The organism is Parasphingopyxis sp. (assembly GCF_028279465.1).
In the GTDB taxonomy this organism is placed as follows: domain Bacteria; phylum Pseudomonadota; class Alphaproteobacteria; order Sphingomonadales; family Sphingomonadaceae; genus Parasphingopyxis.
In genome coordinates this window covers 547986-563257 of record NZ_JANQNS010000015.1, presented here as the reverse complement: position 1 = coordinate 563257, position 15272 = coordinate 547986, and the positions used below count along the sequence as shown (strand labels likewise).

Below are 15272 nucleotides of genomic sequence, written 5' to 3'. Positions count from 1 at the left end.
TCCTGTGCGATATCGGAGCAGAGGAGAATAGGCGATGAAGCTCTTGCGGATATTGGCGGTGACGGCCGGAACGGCAGCCCTGACGGCGGGTTGCGCCCATGACGGCTATTATGACCGCGGCTATGGCTCGGGCTATTATGCCAACGATTATCGGGGCGGAAACGGCTATCACGGCCAGCATCGCTATGCCGAGCGGCTGCCCAATCCGTTTCGCGGGAGCGGCGCGGATAATCTCGATCCCTGGCTCTCCGGCACGCGCGAAGGGCAGCAATTCGTGATCGATCATTATGCGCTGGGTCCGAATGGCGAGATCGGCAATGCGGAGGCGGAAAGCGCCAATATCTTCTTCCGGCGCTGGGCCGATACGGACCGTAACTATCGCCTGACCGACGCGGAAATCCGCACCGCGCTCGTTCATACGCGCAATCGCTACGGAACGCGGCGCTACTAGGCCTCCGGATAGCGGATATCGACGATCTCATAGTCTTTGGGGCCGGCCGGTAAGCGGACGGTCCGGCAATCCCCGACGGCCGCGCGCTTGAGCGCATTGGCGAGCGGCGAAATCCAGCTGATGCGCCCGGCCGACGCTTCGGCCTCGTCTTCACCGACGAGCGTGACGATGCGCTCACGATCCTCTTCGTCCACCATGGTCACTGTAGCGCCGAAATAGATGCGATCCTTATCGGGCTGCTCGGCCGGATCGACGATCTGTGCCGCCTTCATCCGACGCGACAGAAAGTTCAGCCGCCGGTCAATCTCGCGCAGTTTCTTGCGGCCGTAGATGTAATCGCCATTCTCGCTGCGATCGCCATTGCCCGCCGCCCAGCTGATCGTCTCGACCAGGGCTGGGCGTTCCTCGCGGAACAGCGTCTCATATTCCGCCTTCAGAGCCGCATATCCATCCGGGGTGATGTAGTTGACCCGATCGGCCATCAGCCCGGCGTCGATTTACCCAGATAGCGCGAGAGCGGCATATTGGTGCGCGGCATGAAGGCGCGGTCCGGGTGCAGCAGATCGTACATCACGGCGTTTTCGAGGACACGCTGGACATAATTCTTCGTCTCAAAGATCGGGATTTCCTCGATCCAGCGCACGATATCGACGCTCGAAAGACGCGGATCGCCATTGGCGCGGATCCAGCGATTGGCGTTGCCGGGCCCCGCATTATAGCTCGCCGCGGCCAGCACATGATTGCCCCAACGCTCGAGCAGATGCTCATAATAGGCCCGGCCGAGCAGGATCGAATATTGGGTATCGCGCGTCAGCGCCGAGCGGTTGTAGCTGCGCCCGATCCAGCGCGACACTTCGCGTGCCGTGCCCGGCATGAACTGCATCAGGCCCCGCGCGCCCGCATGGCTGACCGCGCGCGGATCGAACTGGCTTTCCTGCCGCGCGATCGCATGGACGGGCGTAAAGAAGCGCCGGGCGCTCGCCGGCATCGGCACGGTTGGATAGCCATAGGCGCTCGCATCGAAACCGTTCACCCGGGCGCTGCGATGCGTCATCACGGCCAGGTCCTGGCGGCCGATCTGGTTCGACAGTTGCGCGGCGAAATGATGATCGGCATCGGATTCGACCTGCTGCGCGAGCTCCCGCAAGAACCGGCTTTGCGTATTCCAGGCGCCGAGTTCGCCGAGCATCCGGATCGCAGCGACAAGCTGGCTGTCGGCGAAACGGCTCTGGCGTGCCAATGCGGCATAGTCCTGCGCCGAGACGGGTATCCGCAATTCGCGGCCCAGCCGCTCGGTCGCGAGCTGTCCGTAGAAATAATCGTAATAGACGGCGGCTTCCTCATAGAGCGACGTTGCGCGATCGCGCTGACCCGCTGCTTCGGCGGCCCGACCGGCCCAATAGAGCCCCTTGGTGCGTGTCTGCGGCGTCCGCGCGGCGCGGCCATAGCGTTCGAACATACCGATCGCTTCGGCCGGCCGGTTCTGCTGCCACAGCGCGGTCGTGCCCGCGAGCCATGTCAGGCTCGTATAGTCGTCGCGGACACCCAGCGATTCGCCGCTGATATCGGTGCCCGGCGCAAATGCATCGTCGACCTTGCTCGCAATGGCATAGGCCGTCGACCATTGCCGGTCGTTCGCCGCTGCCCGGGCGTTGAGGAGCAACACTTCATACCATTCTTCGGCATCGGTCGGCCGGTATTGCAGGGTCGGCCGGTTGGCGAGCAGGCGGCGCGCTTCGAGCGACCGGCCATTGTTGCGCAGCCACATCGCGCGTTCGGCGACATAGCCCGCATCGCCGAGCGCCGATTGCCCAGCCTCCGCACCCGCGCCCGTCGCCAGCCGCAAACGCGCCGAATGCGCGTCACGCCGCGAAGCCGAGGTCAGCGATAGCACACGCCCCGCCGCCGAAACATCGTCCTGCCACAGCAGATAATCGAAACGCTGATCGTGATCTTCGGCCGAAAGCGCGCCAGCGAAGCGCGACAGGACGACGCCCTCATCGGCAGCTGCAGAGGCTCGGTTGAACGAACCGAGCAGCCAGGCTTCCCGCGCATAACGCGTCGCTTCATCATTGCGACCCAGCGATGCCAAGGCCTCGGCGTAGCGCAGCGCGCCCGAGGCGGTCACCGGCTCGAACCGTTCGAAAAAGGCGACGAGAGAGCGGGGCGAGGTGCCTGTCGCCGGGATCTGGTTCTCGGCAATGCGCCGCATACGCATCTCGCTCGGCCAGCCCGGATAGGATACGAGGAAGCTCGCATAATCGTTGAAGGGCAGGGCGTCGCTCTGCTGCAGCCGGTTCCAGCGCAGGATCGCCTCACCGATCGGATGGGCTTGCGGTACCGATCCGACGGACCCGGCGCCCGAGACTCCGAGCCGGCTCGCATACCAGGCGCGTTGTTCGGAGGTCAGCGATTGCGCGGATGCGGTGGCAGCGCCGATCAGCGAAGCGGCGCCTAGCGCCATGATTGCAACGGTCTTTTTTATCATGCTGGACATCGTGCGCGCACAATCCTTATCTGGCGGTGAATGAACCCCGGTGATTTGCAGCCGATATGCCGTGCAAACATGTGGAGGTGAAGGAGAAATATATGTTCAGCGGGTCGATTCCGGCTCTGGTGACACCGTTTCGCGACGGATCGTTCGACGAAACGGCTTATAGAAGTTTCATAGACTGGCAGATCGAAGAAGGCAGCAGCGCACTGGTTCCCTGCGGAACGACCGGCGAAGCGGCCACTCTGGCGTTCGACGAACATTTCGAAGTCGTGCGCGTGTGCGTCGATCAGGCGGCCGGACGCGTGCCGGTCATCGCTGGCTGCGGATCGAACGACACGCAATCGGCGATCAAGAATATCACGAAGGCCCAGGAACTGGGCGCCACGGCCGGTCTCGTGGTGCCGCCCTATTACAATAAGCCCAACCAGGAAGGCATCTACCGGCATTTCGAGGCGATCGTCTCGGCCTGCGATCTACCGATCGTGCTGTATAACGTGCCGGGCCGCACCGTTTCGGACATCGCCGTCGACACGATGCAGCGGCTGCGCAAGTTCCCATCGATAATCGGCGTTAAGGACGCGACCGCCGATATGGATCGAGTCAGCGCACAGCGTGCGGCGTGCGGCGAAGATTTCTGCCAGCTTTCGGGCAACGACTATCTGACGCTCGGCTATCTGGCGATGGGCGGCGTGGGATGCATTTCGGTGACAGCCAATGTCGCGCCGCGGCTTTGCGCGGAGTTCCAGGCCGCCTGGGCCCGCCGCGATGCCAAAGAGGCGCTGGCGCTCAATGACCGGCTCTATCCGCTGCACGACGCCATGTTCGCCGACGCATCGCCCGGTCCGGCCAAGTACGCCCTGACCAAAGTGCGATCCGGATTTCCCGGCGAACTGCGGCTGCCGATGACATGGCCGTCCGAAGCCGCGCAAGCGGCCGTCGATTCAGCCCTCCGTCATGCCGGAGTGGTAGAAGACTGATTCCATGGCCCGCCCGCAAACCGCCACCTTCGACAAAGTGAAGACCGTCGCCGAGAACCGGCGCGCGCGGTACGACTATGCGATCGACGAGAAGTTTGAGGCGGGAATCGCACTTACCGGAACAGAGGTGAAATCGCTGCGGTTCGGCGAGGGCACCATCGCCGAAAGCTATGCGGATGTTCAGGACGGCGAAGTTTGGTTGATCAACGCCAATATTCCCGAATTCAGCCATGGCAACCGCTTCAACCATGAGGCCAAGCGCCCGCGGAAATTGCTGCTGCACGCCCGCGAGATCAACAAGATGCGCGGCGCGGTCGAGCGCAAGGGCATGACGCTCGTGCCGCTCTCCGTCTATTTCAATTCCAAAGGCAAGGCGAAGGTCGAACTGGCGCTCGCCAAGGGCAAGAAACAGCATGACAAGCGCGCGACCGAAAAGGCGCGCGACTGGAAGAGGGAACAGGGCCGCCTGCTACGCGATCGTGGCTGAATCCCGGCGCGAACCTGGCCCGATGATGCGGTGGATCCGCAAACATTCGCCGAGCCGCGAGGAGCTGGCGAAAAACCGCTTCATTCGGCCTTTCGCCAACCGCATCATGCACAGCTATTTGTGGCGCTTTAACCGCCGATCCGTGCCGCGCGGCGCTGCGCTCGGCATGGTGGTGGGCATTTTGGTGATGGTGCCCGGCATCCAGATGATCGTCGCGGCGCTGCTCGCCCTGCCGTTTCGCGCCAATATTCCGGTCGCGGCCGCCACGACATTCACGAGCAACCCGATCACGACCCCGATCATCCTGATCGGCGGGGTATTCGTCGGCAACCGGGTGTTCGGGCTCGAAGCCGACGGTGGTCACATCCAGGCGCTCATCGACGACGGCGCCGCATTGTCGGAATGGCTGGCCTGGTTCGCAACCGACGCCGCTCCGGCGCTGCTCGGCGGATTGCTGGTCATGGCAGTCATCGGCGCCGTCATCGCCTATATGATTGCCGACTGGTTCTGGCGCTATCGCGTCGCAAGGCGCTGGAAGCGCCGGCATCTTTCCGACACGAAGGCCGGGCAAGACTGATGGCGAGCAAGGCCGCGCCAACCGGACATACAGCCAGCCGCTTGGCCGACCGGGCATTGCTCGCCTTCGTTGCGATAGCGGGGCTCGCATCCGCGGCGTTGTTGATGTTCCTGCTCGAAAGCCCGTTCTTCGCCGCCGGTTTTGCCACGCTCTTCGTTTCGGCATTCGGCATCGCGCTCATCGTCGCGCGCCGCAAACCGGCTACGGTCGAAACGGTTCAAGGCCCGGATCGCATATTGATCCGCGCGGCGATCGAAAGCGCCGCCATGCCCGTGGCCGTGACCGATCGGCAGGGCATATTGATCGCCGCAAACAGCCCTTTCGAGAGAGAGTTTCGCGGCGCCCCGACACCGCCGACATTGCCCTTTTCCGAAGACGGGGTTGAGCGGTTGACCAATGCCGGACGGACGGCATGGCGCGACGGGCGCGGCAACGCACCGTCTCTCGCTACGTCGCGCGGCCGATATGATGCATCGGTCGAACGGGGCGGGGAGCAGGGCGATTTCCTCGTCTGGCGGTTCGCGCCGGCTGCAACGATCGATCTGGTCGGCGATGCACGCCGGTTACTGGAAAGTTCGGCGGGTAAAGCGCTGGGTATCGCCGGCGTCATGGGCGTACTCGTCGATGCCGATGGCAAGATGATCGCCGCCAATCAGGTGTTTCGCCATCGCGCGCTGGATACGCCGCAAGACCGGCTGCGCTCACGCGCTTTCACGGACTATCTCGAAACCGGTGAGGATCAACTGCTGCGCCTGGCACGCGAAGGCGAGGGCGGCCCGCCGCTGCGCCTCGTTCAGGTCCCGCTGCAAGCCGACGCGAAGACCGACGGCCCGCTGCTCTTCTTCATGCTCGACGATATTGCCGGACCGGGGCAGGGCACCGATCGCCAGAACATCCAGGCGCTGCTCGGCATGCTGCCGCTGGGGTTGGCGCTGGCGGAGCGGGACGGGCGGTTTCTCTATATGAACGCCGCGTTCCGGCGCGCGGCTGGCCTGGATGACGAAGCGCAGCCCGTCTATCCGGGCGATCTGGTGGTCGACGAGGACAAGACGGCGGTCGCCAATGCCGTGCGGCGTTTTGCCAATAGCGCATCGATATCCGCCGATATCGCGCTGCGCCTCAAACATCAGCCCGACGAAACGGTAGCGATGACGGTCGCAGGCGCGCCGGGTCTTGGCGAAGCGGCCGTCCTGCTCAGCCTCAAAGACAATAGCGAGGACGAAAAGCTCAAGCGGCAGGTCGCGCAGGCGACGAAGATGCAGGCGGTCGGCCAGCTCGCGGGCGGCGTTGCGCATGACTTCAACAATATCCTGACCGCGATCATCGGCCATTGTGACCTGATGCTGATGCGCCATACGCCGGGCGACAGCGATTATGACGATATCCAGCAGATCAAATCCAACTCCAATCGCGCGGCGGGCCTGACGCGGCAATTGCTGGCCTTTTCGCGGCAACAGACATTGCGGCCGCAGATCTTGCAACTGCCCGATGTCGTTTCGGAAGTGTCCAACCTCCTCAAGCGCCTACTCGGCGAAACCGTGTCGCTTGACATCCGGCACGGCCGTAACCTTGGCCCGGTGCGCGCCGATCCCGGCCAGCTGGAACAGGTTATCGTCAACCTCGCCGTCAACGCGCGCGATGCAATCCAGGCGCGCACGGATGGCGAGGGCAGGGGCGTTCTGAAACTCGAAACCTTCGCTGTCTCGGCGCGCGAAGTGGAAGCCATGGGGTATGAAGCGATGCCAGCGGCCGAATATACGGCATTCCGGCTGACGGATTCGGGCATCGGCATCGCGCCCGATGCGCTGGGCAAGATATTCGAGCCCTTCTACACGACGAAAGAGGTCGGCAAGGGCACGGGGCTTGGGCTCTCGACCGTCTACGGCATTGTGAAGCAATCCGGCGGCTATATCTTCGCCGATTCCGAGGTCGGCAAGGGCACGGCCTTTACCGTCTATCTGCCGGTCCACCGCGGCGACGATACTGCCGACGACGCTGCGCCAGCACCGGCGCGGGAGGATGCGCCGGTAAGAACCGAAGCGCCGAAACCGGACACGCCTGCCAGCGCCGAGCCCTGGGGCAGCGGTACGATATTGGTCGTCGAAGACGAGGATATGGTCCGCGCTGTCGCCGAACGCGCGCTGACGCGGCAGGGCTATTCGGTCGTGACAGCACAGGACGGCGAAGATGCGCTGGAGATTATCGCCGAGCGCAAGGATTTCGATCTCGTCCTGTCCGATGTCGTGATGCCGGGCATGGATGGCCCCGCCATGGCGAATGAGTTGCGCAAGACGATGCCCGATGTGCCGATATTGTTCATGTCGGGCTATGCCGAGGAACAGCTGCGCAAATCCATCGATATCGAGCAGGTCCATTTCCTGCCGAAACCCTTCTCCGTTCAGAAGCTCGCCGAAGCCGTTCGCGCCATATTGGACACGGCTGACAGCTAGAAGCGTCCGGACATGGTACTGCCCCGAAATATCGAATTCGCTTTATCGCAGCGATGAATGGGCATAGGCGAGAAAAGCATGTCGAATATTCGCATATTGATCGCTGAAGACGAGAGCCTGATCGCGATGATGCTTGAGGATTTCGTGGACGCGCTCGGCCATAGCGTCGTGCAGATAGTGGATTCAGTGGAATCGGGGCTCAACGCCGTCGAGGAGCTGGATTTCGATGTCGCCATACTCGATGTCAATCTGCGCGATCGACAGCCCAGCTGGCCGATCGCCGATGCGCTGGAGGTCAGCGGCAAACCCTTCTTCCTGACCAGTGGCGGCGATATCGAGCCGCCGCCGGGACGCCATAGCCAGCGACTTTTCGTCGAAAAACCGTTTACCCTTCAGGGCATCGACGAGGCGATTAAGGCGGTGACCGGACATTCATAGTGTTCCCCTCTTGTTCTTGGAGAACAAACCGTATACACAAGCTCGGCGTTGAACGAATGACGCGGAGCTTCTAGGAGGGAAACAGGCAATGGCAGCCCATCTCAAAGTGATCGATTCCAAAGGCGGAAAAGGCGATATGGACAGGCAGAAGGCGCTCGACGCCGCACTCGCGCAGATTGACCGGGCCTTCGGCAAGGGCTCCGCAATGAAATTGGGATCGCGCGAGGCGATCGAGATCGACGCCGTGTCTACGGGATCGCTCGGCCTCGATATCGCACTGGGCATCGGCGGTCTGCCGCGCGGCCGCATCATCGAGATTTATGGCCCGGAAAGCTCCGGCAAGACGACGCTGGCGCTGCACACGATCGCCGAAGCGCAGAAGGCCGGCGGCACGGCCGCCTTTATCGACGCCGAACATGCGCTCGATCCGGCCTACGCAAAAAAGGTCGGTGTCGATATAGACGAACTGATCATCTCCCAGCCCGATACCGGCGAGCAGGCGCTCGAGATTGCCGATACGCTGGTCCGCTCCAACGCCATCGATATTCTGGTTATCGATTCGGTCGCCGCGCTGGTGCCGCGCGCCGAGATCGAGGGCGAGATGGGCGACAGCCATGTCGGCCTGCAGGCGCGGCTGATGAGCCAGGCACTCAGAAAGCTCACCGGCTCGATCAACCGCTCGCAATGCATGGTTATCTTCATCAACCAGATCCGGATGAAAATCGGCGTTATGTATGGCAGTCCGGAAACGACCTCGGGCGGTAATGCGCTGAAATTCTATGCGAGCGTGCGGCTCGACATTCGCCGGATCGGCCAGATCAAGGACCGCGACGAGATTGTCGGCAACGCCACGCGCGTCAAAGTCGTCAAAAACAAGGTCGCCCCGCCGTTCAAACAGGTCGAGTTCGACATCATGTACGGCCAGGGCATTTCGAAGATGGGCGAGATCCTCGATCTTGGCGTCAAAGCCGGGATCGTCGAGAAGTCGGGCTCATGGTTCTCCTATGATTCGACGCGAATCGGGCAGGGGCGCGAAAATTCGAAAGCCTTCCTGCTCGAGAATCCGGAAATCTGCGCCAAAATCGAGAACGCGATCCGCGGCAGGGAAGAGGAAGTCGCCGAGGAAATGATGACCGGACCCGAGCCGGACGACGACGGCGAATAGATCGCGAAAAGACGATAGACGATAAGGGCTCGCCAATGGCGGGCCCTTTTCACATGGTCGACCGGATATCCGGAGCTATCGCGGCGAGAATATCGCGCGTAGCAAGAGCCTGATCCGGCACAAAAAAAACAACATCGATATCTGCGCAGAGTTTCGTTGACAGCCGGTCAAGCGTCTGCTTGTTGCGCCGCTTCATAGGGGGACACCATGCGTAGAGTTCTTACATCATTTCTTATTGTGCCGCTGGCCATTTCGACCGGCGGTTGCGCGACAATTCTCAACGGCACGAGCCAAGATGTCGGTTTCTGGTCCGACCCAGAAGGCGCGATAGTCGAAATCTCGACAGGCCAGGTCTGCACCACGCCATGCGAGTTCAGTATGCGGCGTGGCGACGATCTGCGAGTCGATTTCGAGCTTGAAGGCTTCAAGCCCGAATTCGTGTACGTCCAGAGCCGCCTAGGCGGCTCCACCTTTGGCAATATATTGGCCGGCGGCGGAATCGGAGCCGTAATCGACGGATCGAACGGCGCGTCCAACCATCTCTATCCGAGACCGGTCTATATCCGTCTCGTGCCTATGGGTTCGGATGACGAAGCCGTACTGCTGGACGAAGATGGCGAGTTCATCGCGACCGTCGCGGAACATAATGCCGAGGTCGGCGAAGATGTCCGCGAGGGTATTGAGGGGCAGGGCTTGGTCGAGCGTAGCGCGGATAGCGACTAGCACGCGCCCGGGTTGCCGGATTGCGTTTGGCGAACGCACAATCGCATCTGCACGCTGGCAAATACGCCAAGCGGGTTATATCCGGCTCGCCAACGCAAAAGCCCGCAGCATAGCAGGGACGGGAGGGTGCCCATGACCATTATTGTCCATCATCTCGAAAATTCGCGGTCGCAGCGCATCCTCTGGATGCTCGAAGAGCTTGAACTCGAGTATGATCTTGTCCGTTATGAGCGCGACAAGAAGACGATGTTGGCGCCGCCAGCGCTCAAGCAAATCCATCCGCTCGGCAAATCGCCGATGATCGAAGCCGATGGCCGGACGCTGATCGAAACCGGGGCGATCGTCGAGTATCTGGTGGCGAAGGCTGGCGGCGCGCTCGGCGCACCGTCCCATGTCGAAGAAGCGCTGCGCTACCGCCAGTTCATCCATTATGCCGAAGGATCGATGATGCCGCCGCTGCTCGCGATACTCTTCGTTGGCCGCCTCGGCCTGCTCGGCCGCCCCGCGCGCAAACCGCTGCTCGCCATGCTTGAGGGCCATCTGCGCTGGCTCAATGACCAATTGTTCGAGCGCCCCTGGTTTGCCGGAGACAGTTTTACCGCCGCCGATATCATGATGAGCTTCCCGCTCGAAGCTGCGCGCGACCGCGCTGGCCTCGATAGTCGCTTTCCGAACCTGCTGGCCTGGCTCGACAAAATCCATGATCGGCCCGCCTATAAACGCGCGCTACACCGCGGCGGTGCGTATGCATATGCATGAGGCGTGAGAGGCAAAGAAGCCGACATATAGCCCGCTTGCCCATGCCGCCCGGCTTGCCTACATCCCGCGCATGACATCGACCAACGATATCCGGCGTTCCTTTCTGGAATTCTTCGCGGCGGAGGGCCATGCGCAGGTGCCGTCCGCGCCGCTCGTTCCGCATAACGACCCGACGCTGATGTTCGTCAACGCCGGCATGGTGCCGTTCAAGAATGTGTTCACTGGGCTTGAGAGCCGCGATTACTCGACGGCCGTGAGCTCGCAGAAATGCGTCCGCGCGGGCGGCAAGCATAACGATCTCGACAATGTCGGCTATACGGCGCGCCACCACACATTTTTCGAGATGCTCGGCAATTTTTCGTTCGGCGACTATTTTAAGGACCGCGCGATTGAACTGGCTTGGACGCTGATCACGAAGGAATGGGGGATCGCCCCCGATCGGCTGACAGCCACCGTTTATCATGACGACGATCAGGCTTTCGATCTGTGGCGCAAGATATCAGGCCTGCCGGAAGACCGGATTATCCGGATCGCCACGTCCGACAATTTCTGGTCGATGGGCGATACCGGGCCGTGCGGGCCGTGCAGCGAGATTTTCTACGATCATGGCGATCATATCCCGGGCGGCCCGCCCGGATCGCCGGATGAGGATGGCGATCGCTTCGTCGAGATCTGGAATCTGGTCTTCATGCAATATGACCAGCGCGAGGAGGATCGTGTCAATCTGCCAAGCCCCTCGATCGATACAGGCATGGGGTTGGAGCGCATTGCCGCCGTCCTGCAGGGCACGCATGACAATTATGAGATCGATCTGTTCAAGGCGCTGATCGCGGAAAGCGCCGAACTGACCGGCACCGCGCCAACCGGCGAAACCGCAGCGTCGCACCGCGTGATCGCCGATCATCTGCGCAGCGCCAGCTTTCTGATCGCCGACGGCGTGCTACCGGCCAATGAAGGCCGCGGCTATGTGCTGCGCCGGATCATGCGGCGAGCGATGCGCCACGCCCATATTCTCGGCGCGACGGAGCCGCTTATGCACCGGCTCGTGCCGGGTCTCGTGGCCGAAATGGGCGGTGCCTTTCCCGAACTCGTCCGGGCCCAGCCCCTTGTCGAGGAAACGCTCAATCACGAAGAAGTGCGTTTCCGCCGAACGCTCGACAAGGGGTTGAAGCTGCTCGACGAGGCCGTGACGGACATGGGCGAGGGCGATGTGCTGGCGGGCGAAACCGCCTTCAAGCTCTACGATACCTATGGCTTCCCCTACGACCTGACCGAGGATGCGCTGCGCAGCCGCGGGCTCGGTGTCGATCGCGACGGCTTCGATGCGGCGATGGCCGAGCAGAAGGCCGCCGCGCGCGCCGCGTGGAAGGGCTCGGGAGAAGCGGCCTCGGAAACCGTGTGGTTCGACATCGCCGAAGCCCATGGCGGAACGGAATTTACCGGCTACACCGCGGACGAAGGCGAGGGCCAGGTCGTCGCCATCGTCAAGGACGGCGCGACGGTGGACTCGGCCAATGCCGGTGATGAGGCGATCCTCCTCACCAATCAGACGCCATTCTATGCCGAAAGCGGCGGACAGATGGGCGATACGGGGACGGTGACGGATACCGGCATGTCGGCCATCGTCAGTGATACGAGCAAGCCGCTCGGGCGGCTCCATGCCCATCATGTAACGGTCGAGCAGGGTACAATCGAAACCGGCCAGGTCGTCTCGCTTGCCATCGATACCGGACGGCGCACGCAGCTTCGCGCCAATCACAGCGCGACGCACCTGCTGCATGCTGGTTTGCGGAACCGCCTCGGCGACCATGTAACACAAAAGGGCAGCCTCGTCGCCGCGGATCGGCTGCGGTTCGATTTTTCGCATCCCAAGGCCGTCGAGCGCGACGAGATCGCCGCCATCGAGGCCGATGTTAACGCACAGATTCGTGACAATGCTGCGGTCACGACCCGGCTGATGACGCCCGACGAAGCAGTCGAAGCGGGTGCGCTGGCGCTTTTCGGCGAAAAATATGGCGACGAGGTGCGCGTGCTGTCCATGGGGAGGGACGGCGGCGCGGACTATTCGGTCGAGCTATGCGGCGGCACCCATGTGTCCGCGCTCGGCGATATCGGGCTTTTCGTTATCGTTTCGGAAAGCGCTGTGTCGGCGGGCGTACGGCGGATCGAGGCGCTGACCGGCGAGGCGGCACGGCTCTGGTATCGCGAGCGAGAGGCCAAGCTGTTGCACGCTGCCGACGCGCTCAAGACCAGCGCCGACGAGCTGCCCGATCGCGTCACCGCCCTTGTCGAGGAGCGCAAGCGCCTCGACCGGGAACTCGCAGAAGCTAAGAAAGCGCTGGCGATGGGCGGCGGAAGTGCATCGGGACCGGCCAGCGAGACGATCGCCGGCACGGCTTTTACCGGCCAGGTGGCGCAGGGCCTCGATCCGAAATCGCTACGCGGTCTGATCGACGACGCCAAAGCAAGCCTCGGTTCCGGCATCGCCGCCATCGTTGCGGTCAATGACGGGCGGGCAAGCATTGCCGTAGGCGTTACCGACGATCTGACCAAAGCACATGATTCCGTGGCGCTGGTCCGTGCCGCGGTCGAAACGCTCGGTGGCAAAGGCGGCGGCGGGCGGCCCGATATGGCGCAGGGCGGCGGCCCCGATGGCGACAAGGCCGACGCGGCGCTCGATTCGATCCGCGCCGCTATCGGCGGCTAGGTCGTGTACTCATAAATCAGACGGCTATGGTTTGAGGCGAAATGGCTCAGTGCAAGAAGGAGAGGCGCAGGAATATGTCAATATTTCAAGCCTCTCCGACGTAGCAATAGGCCATTTCGGTCAAATCCCGCAGGGACGCCCAAATGGCTTCCATCTCGAACCGAAAACCGCTTGTGAACAAAATGGCTGTTCCCGGCGCGCCTTTCGGCCCGATATGTTCGCCATTTGGACGCCATAGCCGTCTGATTTATGAGTACACGACCTAGTCAGCCTAATTTGCGGAGTTTCTCGCGCGGCAGTTGGGGCAGGGAGTCAAGCTCGCCCAACTCCATGATCGCCTCGCGCAGTTGCGCGCGTTTTTCGTGAACCGACGCGATCACCGGCCCCATCGGCACGCCGATATCGACTAGCACCGCTTCTGACAGCTGCAGCGAGGATTCCACCGTTTCTGGTACAGCGTCGGTTGCCCCGGCGCGGTAGAGATCGGCCGCATGATTGGGATCCCGGGCGCGTGCGACGATGGTGAGATCGGGATAGGCCTCGCGCACGCGCTTGGTGAGCTGCACGATGCTGACCGGATCGTCCATCGTCAGGATCAGTGCAGACACGCGATCGAGATCGAGATTTTCCAGCAGCTGTGGTCGCGAGACATCGCCGAAAATCGTTGGATATCCTTCGCGCCGCCCCCGCGCCACTGTGTCGATATTCGAGTCCACGGCAATATAGGGCTTGTCATGCTCGGTCAGCATTTCGGCGATCAAGCGCCCAACCCGGCCAAAACCGACGATGATGGCGCGCTCTTCATCCTCGTCATTCTCACCCGGCAGTTCGACGGCATTCTCCCGCATTTCGACGCGGCGCGCCGCGACCGCGCCGGCCTTGGCGAGGAGCGGGGTGATGGTGAGGCCGATCGCCGTTACGGTTTGCCAGAAGGCCGCGGTCGACGGCTGGATGAGCTGGGCCGACAGCGCAGCAGCGAGCACAATCAACGTCGTTTCGGAGGGCGAGGACATCAGCATGCCGGCCTCGGCAGCCGTCGCGCGCCGCGCGCCCTGGAATCGGAGCAGCAGGCCGATCACGATCGTCTTCAGAACGACAACGCCGACGACTGCGAGCAGCAAAGACACCCAATTCTGCAAGACCACCGGAATATTGACGCTCATGCCGACCGTGATGAGGAAAACACCGAGCGCGAGGCCTTTGAACGGTTCGACAATCACTTCGACTTCGCGATGATATTCGGTTTCGGCGATGACGAGCCCGGCGACCAGCGCGCCGACGATCGGCGAAAGGCCAACGGCGGTGGTGGCGAGACTGGCGAGGATCACAACGAGCAGGCAGGCGGCGAGGAAGACTTCGGGCGTCTTGGTGCGCGCGGCTTGCGCAAACAGGCGCGGTAGCAACAACCGGCCGCCGATCAGCATCGCGCCGACCGTCACCACGCTGAGGAGCAGCGTCCAGCCCAGCGCGGCCAGGCCCGCGTCCTGCGACATCGGGCCCATCGCGGCGAGGAAGAAGATGATCGGGACGATGGCGACATCCTGAAACAGCAGAATACCGAGCGCGGCCTTGCCCACGGGGGTTTTCGTCCCCGACATCGGCAAGACAAGGGCCGTTGAAGACAGCGCAAGCGCGAGACCGAGACCAAGCGCGCCGATCGGCGATTGCCCCATCGCGTAAAGCGCGCCACCGATAAACAGGCCGCAGGCGACAAGTTGACCCGCACCGACGCCAAACACGGTGCCGCGCATCGCCCAAAGCCGCTTGAAAGACAGCTCCAGCCCGATAGAGAACAGCAGCAAGATGATACCGAATTCGGCGAACGGCTCGATCGCCTCGCGATCCGATATCGTAATATGGACAAGCCAAGGCGCGCGGTCGGTCAGAGAACCAAGGCCGGACGGGCCGACAAGCACGCCGACCATGATGAACCCGATGATCGGGGTGATCCGGAACCGCGCGAACAGGGGAATGACGATCCCCGCCGCGCCGAGGATTACCAGCGCGTTGCCGAATGCTTCCGACTCGATAGCATGGATCATGC

13 protein-coding genes are annotated in these 15272 nt (G+C 62.5%); 10 read left to right on the top strand and 3 right to left on the bottom strand.

Annotated elements, in window-relative coordinates:
• Positions 1-34 precede the first annotated feature (34 nt).
• Positions 35-451, top strand: coding sequence for a hypothetical protein (locus Q0974_RS12315; protein ID WP_299327989.1), 417 nt, complete (start codon positions 35-37; stop codon positions 449-451).
• On the opposite strand, the gene greB is transcribed toward Q0974_RS12315, so the two are convergent.
• Both greB and Q0974_RS12305 read right to left on the bottom strand, forming a co-directional pair.
• Entirely contained in the window at positions 448-933 is a 486-nt protein-coding gene (gene greB, locus Q0974_RS12310) for a transcription elongation factor GreB (RefSeq protein WP_299327987.1), read from the bottom strand. The genes Q0974_RS12315 and greB overlap by 4 nt on opposite strands.
• Positions 933-2939 carry a lytic transglycosylase domain-containing protein gene (locus Q0974_RS12305; protein WP_299327985.1) on the bottom strand — a complete coding sequence of 669 codons (2007 nt, stop codon included), beginning with the start codon at positions 2937-2939 and terminating at the stop codon, positions 933-935. The genes greB and Q0974_RS12305 overlap by 1 nt, the downstream gene beginning before the upstream one ends.
• 101 nt (positions 2940-3040) lie before the next feature.
• Between Q0974_RS12305 and dapA the strand changes: the two genes are divergently transcribed.
• From dapA to alaS, 9 genes are all read left to right on the top strand, one after another.
• The gene (gene dapA, locus Q0974_RS12300; RefSeq protein WP_299327983.1) at positions 3041-3922 is read left to right on the top strand and encodes a 4-hydroxy-tetrahydrodipicolinate synthase; all 882 of its coding nucleotides are present in this window, start codon (positions 3041-3043) and stop codon (positions 3920-3922) included.
• Positions 3923-3926: 4 nt separating this feature from the next.
• Positions 3927-4409 carry an SsrA-binding protein SmpB gene (gene smpB, locus Q0974_RS12295; RefSeq protein ID WP_299327981.1) on the top strand — a complete coding sequence of 161 codons (483 nt, stop codon included), beginning with the start codon at positions 3927-3929 and terminating at the stop codon, positions 4407-4409.
• Between the two features lie 22 nt (positions 4410-4431).
• Entirely contained in the window at positions 4432-4986 is a 555-nt protein-coding gene (locus Q0974_RS12290) for a DUF2062 domain-containing protein (protein ID WP_299327979.1), read from the top strand.
• Positions 4986-7436, top strand: a complete 2451-nt coding sequence (locus Q0974_RS12285; RefSeq protein ID WP_299327977.1) for a response regulator — start codon at positions 4986-4988, stop codon at positions 7434-7436. The genes Q0974_RS12290 and Q0974_RS12285 overlap by 1 nt, the downstream gene beginning before the upstream one ends.
• 78 nt (positions 7437-7514) lie before the next feature.
• Entirely contained in the window at positions 7515-7874 is a 360-nt protein-coding gene (locus tag Q0974_RS12280; protein WP_299327975.1) for a response regulator, read from the top strand.
• A gap of 88 nt (positions 7875-7962) precedes the next feature.
• Complete coding sequence (gene recA, locus Q0974_RS12275; RefSeq protein WP_299327974.1) at positions 7963-9039, top strand: recombinase RecA; 1077 nt, start codon at positions 7963-7965, stop codon at positions 9037-9039.
• Between the two features lie 207 nt (positions 9040-9246).
• On the top strand, positions 9247-9762 hold the full coding sequence (locus Q0974_RS12270; RefSeq protein WP_299327972.1) for a hypothetical protein: 516 nt from the start codon (positions 9247-9249) through the stop codon (positions 9760-9762).
• A 132-nt stretch (positions 9763-9894) separates the two neighbouring features.
• A complete protein-coding gene (locus Q0974_RS12265; protein ID WP_299327970.1) occupies positions 9895-10521 on the top strand; it encodes a glutathione S-transferase in 627 nt (208 codons plus the stop codon).
• A 70-nt stretch (positions 10522-10591) separates the two neighbouring features.
• Positions 10592-13228, top strand: a complete 2637-nt coding sequence (gene alaS / locus Q0974_RS12260) for an alanine--tRNA ligase (protein ID WP_299327968.1) — start codon at positions 10592-10594, stop codon at positions 13226-13228.
• Between the two features lie 266 nt (positions 13229-13494).
• Here alaS and Q0974_RS12255 read toward each other — a convergent pair whose 3' ends face one another.
• Positions 13495-15270 carry a cation:proton antiporter gene (locus tag Q0974_RS12255; protein WP_299327966.1) on the bottom strand — a complete coding sequence of 592 codons (1776 nt, stop codon included), beginning with the start codon at positions 15268-15270 and terminating at the stop codon, positions 13495-13497.
• Positions 15271-15272 lie beyond the last annotated feature (2 nt).

Coding starts and splice junctions, on each gene's coding strand:
- Q0974_RS12315 (WP_299327989.1), top strand. CDS start 35: ATGAAGCTCTTGCGGATATTGGCGGTGACGGCCGGAACGGCAGCCCTG.
- greB (WP_299327987.1), bottom strand. CDS start 933: ATGGCCGATCGGGTCAACTACATCACCCCGGATGGATATGCGGCTCTG.
- Q0974_RS12305 (WP_299327985.1), bottom strand. CDS start 2,939: ATGATAAAAAAGACCGTTGCAATCATGGCGCTAGGCGCCGCTTCGCTG.
- dapA (WP_299327983.1), top strand. CDS start 3,041: ATGTTCAGCGGGTCGATTCCGGCTCTGGTGACACCGTTTCGCGACGGA.
- smpB (WP_299327981.1), top strand. CDS start 3,927: ATGGCCCGCCCGCAAACCGCCACCTTCGACAAAGTGAAGACCGTCGCC.
- Q0974_RS12290 (WP_299327979.1), top strand. CDS start 4,432: ATGATGCGGTGGATCCGCAAACATTCGCCGAGCCGCGAGGAGCTGGCG.
- Q0974_RS12285 (WP_299327977.1), top strand. CDS start 4,986: ATGGCGAGCAAGGCCGCGCCAACCGGACATACAGCCAGCCGCTTGGCC.
- Q0974_RS12280 (WP_299327975.1), top strand. CDS start 7,515: ATGTCGAATATTCGCATATTGATCGCTGAAGACGAGAGCCTGATCGCG.
- recA (WP_299327974.1), top strand. CDS start 7,963: ATGGCAGCCCATCTCAAAGTGATCGATTCCAAAGGCGGAAAAGGCGAT.
- Q0974_RS12270 (WP_299327972.1), top strand. CDS start 9,247: ATGCGTAGAGTTCTTACATCATTTCTTATTGTGCCGCTGGCCATTTCG.
- Q0974_RS12265 (WP_299327970.1), top strand. CDS start 9,895: ATGACCATTATTGTCCATCATCTCGAAAATTCGCGGTCGCAGCGCATC.
- alaS (WP_299327968.1), top strand. CDS start 10,592: ATGACATCGACCAACGATATCCGGCGTTCCTTTCTGGAATTCTTCGCG.
- Q0974_RS12255 (WP_299327966.1), bottom strand. CDS start 15,270: ATGATCCATGCTATCGAGTCGGAAGCATTCGGCAACGCGCTGGTAATC.